The organism is Streptomyces thermovulgaris (assembly GCF_002155915.1).
GTDB classification, from domain to species: domain Bacteria; phylum Actinomycetota; class Actinomycetes; order Streptomycetales; family Streptomycetaceae; genus Streptomyces; species Streptomyces thermovulgaris.
Genome location: NZ_MUME01000136.1, coordinates 1 through 7,054, shown reverse-complemented (window position 1 = coordinate 7,054; position 7,054 = coordinate 1). Strand labels below are relative to the sequence as shown.

Here is a 7,054-nt window from a genome sequence, read left to right as displayed (position 1 = left end):
GGGCGGGCACGGGCGGCGGGCGTCGCCCGCCGCGGACCGAGCGCGGCCGGACGGCCCGGCGCCCGGGACCGCCGTTGACGTCCCAGGGGTGGCGGACGGGGCGGACGGGGACGCACGGCAGCGCACGTCTCCGATCGGCGCCCGCCTGTCCGGGTCCGGTCGCGCCAAGGCCCCCGCGCGGAGGGGTCGAGCACACAAATCGCCGCCGCGCCAAGGGACTTCATCGCTTCGCGGCCCCCTTGACGGGGTGTTGCCGCCGTTCCTAGCGTGCCCACGCAGGTGAAGGACGCCCACGCATGCGGCCCCGGCGGGAGTCCCCCGCGCCGAAGAGCGCCGCGGAACACCGCGGAGCACCGGAGAACCGGAGAACCAGGAGACCGAGGATGCCCGCTCCCCGCACCGTTCTGCTCACCGGCGCCGCCGGCCNNCGCCGACCGGGACGCCCTGCGCGAGGCCGTCCGGGGCGTCGACGCGATCATCCACCTCGCGGGCATCTCCCTGGAGTCGTCCTTCGAGAAGATCCTCAAGGCCAACATCGAGGGCACGTACCACGTGTACGAGGCGGCCCGCGAGGAGGGCGTCCGCCGGATCGTCTTCGCCTCGTCCAACCATGTCGTCGGTCACACCCCGGCCCCCGCCCCCGGTGAGCCGCCCGTCCCGGTCGGCATCCCGCGCCGCCCGGACACCTTCTACGGCCTGTCCAAGTCCTTCGGCGAGGACCTCGCCCAGCTCTACTGGGACAGGCACGGGCTGGAGACGGTCTCGGTGCGCATCGGCTCCTGCGTCCCCGAGCCGGACAGCGTGCGGATGCTCTCGCTGTGGCTGAGCCCCGCCGACGCCGCACGCCTGTTCCACGCGGCCCTGACCGCCGAGAACGTCGGCCACACCGTCGTCCACGGCGCCTCCGCCAACACCCGGCTGTGGCTGGATCTGAGCAGTGCGCGGGCGCTCGGCTACGAGCCGCAGGACGACTCCGAGCAGTACGCCGGGAAGCTGATCGCCGAGCAGGGCGAGCTGGACCCGGACAATCCGGCGCACCGGTGCATCGGCGGCCCCTTCGTCACCGACCCGCCGGTCTGGCCGCACTGACGCGGCACCGCACGCCGGACGGCACAGCGGGGCCGCGTCCCTCCCGCGTCCCTCGCGCTTCCCCGGTGCTCCCCGGCGCTCCCCTCGGGTACCCCTCGGGTGCCCCTGCGTTCCTCCGCGTTTCCCCGCGTCCTCCCGCGCTCTTCCCCCGTTGTTCTTCCCGCGCCCTTCCTCCGGCCTTTCCCCGGCGGAAAATCGCCGCCCGCACCGGAGGGCGGGCATCGAACGGGCCGGTTCACCACCGCATTCGGGCATCTGCGCCGCCCGTTCTCACGCCCCGGAGCGCTTCCGCGCAGGTCCGAGGCGGGCATCGCCCCACCCGATCGGGCATAAACGGGCAGGAACGAACATATAACAAGCCTGGTCAGAACCGCGGACCCGCTGTAGAACTTCCTGCGAGGGCCGCACCGGGCCCGAACGGGCAGCAAGATCAGGAAGCAGGTGGTCGACCCATGAGCCACGGGACGGCCGAGGAGCGCCAGCGCGAGATCGTGCGGTTGGCACGTGCCACCGGCTCGGTCGACGTCACCGCGCTCGCCTCCAAGCTGGGTGTGGCCAAGGAGACCATCCGGCGGGATCTGCGCGCCCTGGAGAACCACGGTCTGGTGCGCCGCACCCATGGCGGCGCCTACCCCGTGGAGAGCGCCGGCTTCGAGACGACCCTCGCCCTCCGCTCCACCCTCCATGTGCCCGAGAAGCGCCGGGTGGCGGCAGCCGCCGCCGGACTGCTCGGGGACGCCGAGACGGTCTTCATCGACGAGGGATTCACCCCCCAGCTCATCGCCAAGGCCCTGCCCCGGGACCGACCGCTGACCGTGGTCACCGCCTCCCTGCCGGTCGCCGGGGCTCTTGCCGAGGCCGGGAACGTCTCCGTGCTGCTGCTCGGCGGCCGGGTCCGCGCGGGCACGCTCGCCACCGTCGACCACTGGACGACGAAGATGCTCTCCGGCTTCGTCCTCGACCTGGCGTTCATCGGCGCCAACGGCATCTCCCGTGAACACGGTCTGACCACGCCCGACCCGGCGGTCAGCGAGGTCAAGGCGCAGGCGGTCCGGGCCGCGCGGCGCGTGGTGTTCGCGGGCGTCCACACCAAGTTCGGAGCGGTCAGCTTCTGCCGGTTCGCCGAGGTCGGCTCACTGGAGGCGATCGTGACGAGCACCTTGCTTCCGGCCGCCGAGGCCCATCGCTACTCCTTGCTCGGACCACAGGTCATCCGGGTCTGACGACCGCACACCCTCCGTACCCCCGTAGAACCTTGCCTTCCTCCCCGTCCCAGAGAACACCCTCGCCCTCTCAAGTCCCCATAAACACCGACATATTCTGGAGTACCCCATGCGCACCCAGAGCCGACGCTCGTCACGGACGCTCTTCGCCGTGGCAGCGGTAGGGACGCTGCTTGCTCCGCTCGCCGCCTGCTCGGGGGCCGGCGGGTCCGGAGGATCCGCCGGCGAAAGCGGCTCCATCAACGTCCTGATGGTGAACAACCCCCAGATGGTCGACCTGCAGAAGCTGACCGCCGAGCACTTCACCAAGAAGACCGGCATCAAGGTGAACTTCACCGTCCTGCCGGAGAACGACGTCCGCGACAAGATCAGCCAGGACTTCGCCAACCAGGCCGGGCAGTACGACGTCGCCACCCTGAGCAACTACGAGATCCCGATCTACGCCAAGAACGGGTGGCTGCACGCCCTGGACTCCTACGTCGAGAAGGACACCGCCTTCGACCAGGACGACGTCCTTCCGCCGATGACCCGGGCGCTCACCGCGGAGGACGGCAAGCTGTACGGCGAACCGTTCTACGGCGAGTCCTCCTTCCTGATGTACCGCAAGGACGTCCTGGAGAAGAAGGGCCTGAAGATGCCGGCCAAGCCGACCTGGAAGCAGGTCGCCGAGCTGGCCGCGAAGGTGGACGGGGCCGAGCCCGGCATGAAGGGCATCTGCCTGCGCGGGCTGCCCGGCTGGGGCGAGGTGATGGCGCCGCTGACCACGGTGGTCAACACCTTCGGCGGCACCTGGTTCGAGAAGGACTGGACGCCGCGGCTGGACTCCAAGGAGTTCAAGCAGGCCACGAAGTTCTACGTCGATCTGGTGCGCAAGCACGGCCAGGCCGGCGCCGCCCAGTCCGGCTACGCGGAGTGCCTGAACAACATGACCCAGGGCAAGACGGCCATGTGGTACGACGCCACCGCCGGAGCCGGCTCCCTGGAGGCCGACGGCTCCCCGGTCAAGGGCAAGATCGGCTACGTCCCGGCCCCCGTGGAGAGGACCGAGAGCTCGGGCTGGCTCTACACCTGGGCGTGGGGCATCCAGAAGGCGTCCAAGAACGCCGAGAACGCCTGGAAGTTCATCTCCTGGGCCTCCGGCAAGGAGTACGAGAAGCTCGTCGGCGAGAAGGTCGGCTGGGCCAATGTGCCGGCCGGCAAGCGTACCTCCACCTACGACATCCCGGAGTACCGCGCCGAGGCCGCCGCGTTCGCGGACGTCACCCGGGAGGCCATCGCGAGCGCCAGGCCGGAGAACCCGGGTGTGCAGCCCCGGCCCGCGCCCGGCATCCAGTTCGTCGGCATCCCCGAGTTCACCGACCTGGGCACCAAGGTCTCCCAGGAGATCAGCGCCGCCATCGCCGGACGGCAGTCGGTGGACAGCGCCCTGAAGAAGTCCCAGAAGCTCGCCGAGGCCGTCGCCGAGAAGTACAAGACATCATGACCCTGATGACCGAGGCCCGGGTCGCCGCCGTCCCCGGACGGGCGGCGGCCCAGCGGCCGAACCGCATGCGCGCCTGGGCCACCCGGGCTCCCCTGCTGCCGGCGCTGATCTTCATGATCGTCGTCACCCAGCTGCCCTTCGTGGCCACTTTGGTGATCTCGTTCCTGGACTGGAACGCCCTCTACCCCGACGAGCGGCGCTTCGCCGGATTCGCCAACTACGTCGAGGTGCTGAGCGATCCCGCCCTGCGCAAGTCGGTGTGGACGACCATCCTGCTGACCGTCACCGTGGTGCTGGTCAGCCTGTTGCTCGGTCTGGTGCTGGCGCTGCTGCTGGACCGCCGCTTCCGCGGCCGGGCCGCCGTGCGCACCATGCTCATCGCCCCGTTCCTGCTGGTGCCGATCGCCGCCGCGCTGATGTGGAAGCACCTGCTGTTCAACCCGGAGTACGGGCTGTTCAACGGCATCCTGCACGCCATCGGCGGGGAGGGGGCGATCCAGCCGGACTGGATCTCCGAGATGCCGCTGATGGCGGTGGAGGCCTCGCTGATCTGGCAGTGGACCCCGTTCATGATGCTGATCCTGCTGGCCGGACTGCAGAGCCGCGATCCGCAGCTGATCGAGGCGGCCAGGATGGACGGGGCGAGCGACTGGCAGGTGTTCGTGCACATCACGCTGCCGCATCTGCGCCGCTACATCGAACTCGGCCTGCTGCTCGGCTCGATCTACATCGTGCAGAACTTCGACGCGGTGTTCACCCTCACCTCCGGCGGTCTGGGCACCGCGAACCTGCCGTACACGATCTACCAGACCTTCTACCAGGCGCATGAGAACGGTCTCGCCTCCGCGGCCGGCGTCATCGTCGTGATCGGCTCGATCGTCCTGGCGACCTTCGCCCTGCGCGTGGTGTCGTCGCTGTTCCGTGAGGAGGTGTCCCGCTGATGGCCTCCGTCGCCACCACCGCCCCGCGGCGGAGCCGGCCCGGCCGGCTCCGGGGAGCCGTCCTGGGCGTCGTCACCTGGCTGGTCGGACTCGTGTTCGTGCTGCCCATCCTCTGGATGGCGCTGACGTCCTTCCACTCCGAGGCGGACGCGGCGACCAACCCGCCGTCCGTGGCCGCCGCGCTGACCCTGGAGGGCTACCGCGAGTTCTTCGGGCTGACCGGCGGTGCCGCCCCCTGGCCCGCGCTGCTCAACTCCCTGACCGCCTCGCTGGTCTCCACCCTGCTGACCCTCCTTCTGGCGCTGCCCGCCGCGTACGCGCTGTCCATCCGGCCGGTGAAGAAGTGGACCGACGTCCTGTTCTTCTTCCTGTCCACCAAGATGCTGCCGCTGGTGGCCGCGCTGCTGCCGATCTATCTGTTCGCGAAGAACGCCGGTCTGCTCGACAACGTCTGGACCCTGGTCGTCCTCTACACGGCCATGAATCTGCCGATCGCGGTCTGGATGATGCAGTCGTTCCTGTCCGAGGTCCCGGTCGCGATCATCGAGGCCGCCCAGCTCGACGGCGCCCGGCTGCCGACCGTGCTGGGACGCGTGATCGCCCCGATCGCCCTGCCCGGCATCGCGGCGACCGCCCTGATCTGTTTCATCTTCAGCTGGAACGAGCTGATGTTCGCGCGGGTCCTCACGGGCGTGGTCGCCGAGACCGCCCCCGTCTTCCTCACCACCTTCATCACCAGCCAGGGCCTGTTCCTGGCCAAGGTGTGCGCCGCGTCACTCGTCATCTCCCTGCCGGTGCTCGCCGCAGGGTTCGCCGCCCAGGACAAACTGGTCCAGGGCCTGTCGTTGGGAGCCGTGAAATGAAGGCCGCCGTCATCGAGTCCGTGGGCAAGGCCGTCGTCGCCGAGGTCCCGGACCCGGCGCCAGGGCCACGAGAAGTCGTCGTCGAGGTCGCCGCCTGCGGCCTGTGCGGCACCGACCTGCACATCCTCCAGGGCGAGTTCGCCCCCAGACTGCCGGTCGTGCCGGGGCACGAGTTCGCGGGCGAGGTGGTCGGCGTCGGCACCGAGGTCACGGAGGTGTCGGTCGGCGACCGGGTCGCGGTGGACCCCTCGCTGTACTGCCACGAGTGCCGCTACTGCCGCATGGGCCACAACAACCTCTGCGAACGCTGGGCGGCGATCGGTGTCACCACGGCCGGCGGTGCCGCGCAGTACGCGGTGGCGCCGGTGGCGAACTGCGTCAAGCTCCCCGAGCACGTCCGCACCCAGGACGCGGCCCTGATCGAGCCCCTGTCCTGCGCGGTCCGCGGCTACGACATCCTGCAGTCCCGCCTCGGCGCCCATGTGCTGATCTACGGGTCGGGGACCATGGGCCTGATGATGCTGGAACTGGCCAAGCGCACGGGCGCGGCGAGCGTGGACGTGGTGGACGTCAACCCGGCCCGCCTGGAGACGGCCGTCCGGCTGGGTGTCTCCGCCGCCGCCGCGAACGCGGACGAACTGGACCGCCCGCAGGGCTGGGACGTGGTCATCGACGCCACGGGCAACGCGGCGGCGATCCAGGACGGCCTGGGGCGCGTGGCGAAAGCCGGTACGTTCCTGCAGTTCGGTGTGGCCGACTACGCGACGCGTGTGACGATCGACCCGTACCGCATCTACAACCAGGAGATCACCATCACCGGCTCCATGGCCGTCCTCCACAGCTACGAACGGGCGGCCGAGCTGTTCGCGAACGGGGTGCTGGATCCCGAGGTCTTCATCAGCGACCGCATCCCCCTGGAGCAGTACCCCCAGGCGCTGGAGCAGTTCGCCTCCGGAGTGGGGCGGAAGATCGTCGTGGTGCCGTAGCTCCTGCCGCCCCGTCCTCCTGCCCTCGCCTCCCCGTCCGCCGCTCCACTCCCCGGCCTGGCGGCGGGGGACAGGCCGCCCGCGCACGTCCGGTACACGCCCGGTGCCGCGCGGGCGGCCTTCGTCCTCACCGGCGCCGCTTCCCGCGCTCCCGTTCTCCTTTGCGGACAGGGGCGCTCCTCGGCGCCGTGCGCGGCCCGCCCCTCCGAAGGGCCGGCGGGGGTGACGACGGGCCCCGGGGCCGGCGGGACGTGGAACATGTCACCCGTTCGCCGGGTAAGGGAACGGCAAAGCACGATGGCTCGTTACCTCCCACATGACAGTTATGACCCCTGGCTCGAACATCCCTCTGGCCGCCACGCGTGTCACGGTGGACGTCTCCGCTCCGGTGCGGCTCGACGTCTCGGGCCTGTTGCTCACCGGCGCGGGCAAGGTGCGTTCGGACGACGACTTCGTCTTCTACAACCAG

General features: G+C 70.3%; 7 protein-coding genes. All 7 read left to right on the top strand.

Features of this window, described 5'->3' with window-relative positions; genetic code table 11:
* The first annotated feature begins 267 nt into the window (after positions 1-267).
* On the top strand, positions 268-1,089 hold the full coding sequence (locus CCN35_RS13395; RefSeq protein ID WP_425444291.1) for an NAD-dependent epimerase/dehydratase family protein: 822 nt from the start codon (positions 268-270) through the stop codon (positions 1,087-1,089).
* Between the two features lie 452 nt (positions 1,090-1,541).
* A complete protein-coding gene (locus tag CCN35_RS13390; RefSeq protein ID WP_067390543.1) occupies positions 1,542-2,312 on the top strand; it encodes a DeoR/GlpR family DNA-binding transcription regulator in 771 nt (256 codons plus the stop codon).
* Between the two features lie 109 nt (positions 2,313-2,421).
* The gene (locus CCN35_RS13385) at positions 2,422-3,795 is read left to right on the top strand and encodes an ABC transporter substrate-binding protein (protein ID WP_067390540.1); all 1,374 of its coding nucleotides are present in this window, start codon (positions 2,422-2,424) and stop codon (positions 3,793-3,795) included.
* Positions 3,792-4,736 carry a carbohydrate ABC transporter permease gene (locus tag CCN35_RS13380; protein ID WP_067390537.1) on the top strand — a complete coding sequence of 315 codons (945 nt, stop codon included), beginning with the start codon at positions 3,792-3,794 and terminating at the stop codon, positions 4,734-4,736. Before CCN35_RS13385 ends, CCN35_RS13380 begins: the two co-directional genes overlap by 4 nt.
* Positions 4,736-5,599 carry a carbohydrate ABC transporter permease gene (locus CCN35_RS13375; protein WP_067390535.1) on the top strand — a complete coding sequence of 288 codons (864 nt, stop codon included), beginning with the start codon at positions 4,736-4,738 and terminating at the stop codon, positions 5,597-5,599. Before CCN35_RS13380 ends, CCN35_RS13375 begins: the two co-directional genes overlap by 1 nt.
* Complete coding sequence (locus tag CCN35_RS13370; protein WP_086792794.1) at positions 5,596-6,585, top strand: zinc-dependent alcohol dehydrogenase family protein; 990 nt, start codon at positions 5,596-5,598, stop codon at positions 6,583-6,585. The genes CCN35_RS13375 and CCN35_RS13370 overlap by 4 nt, the downstream gene beginning before the upstream one ends.
* Before the next feature lie 316 nt (positions 6,586-6,901).
* The coding region (locus CCN35_RS29415) for a TerD family protein (RefSeq protein WP_245863144.1) at positions 6,902-7,054 on the top strand (153 nt) is incomplete at its 3' end.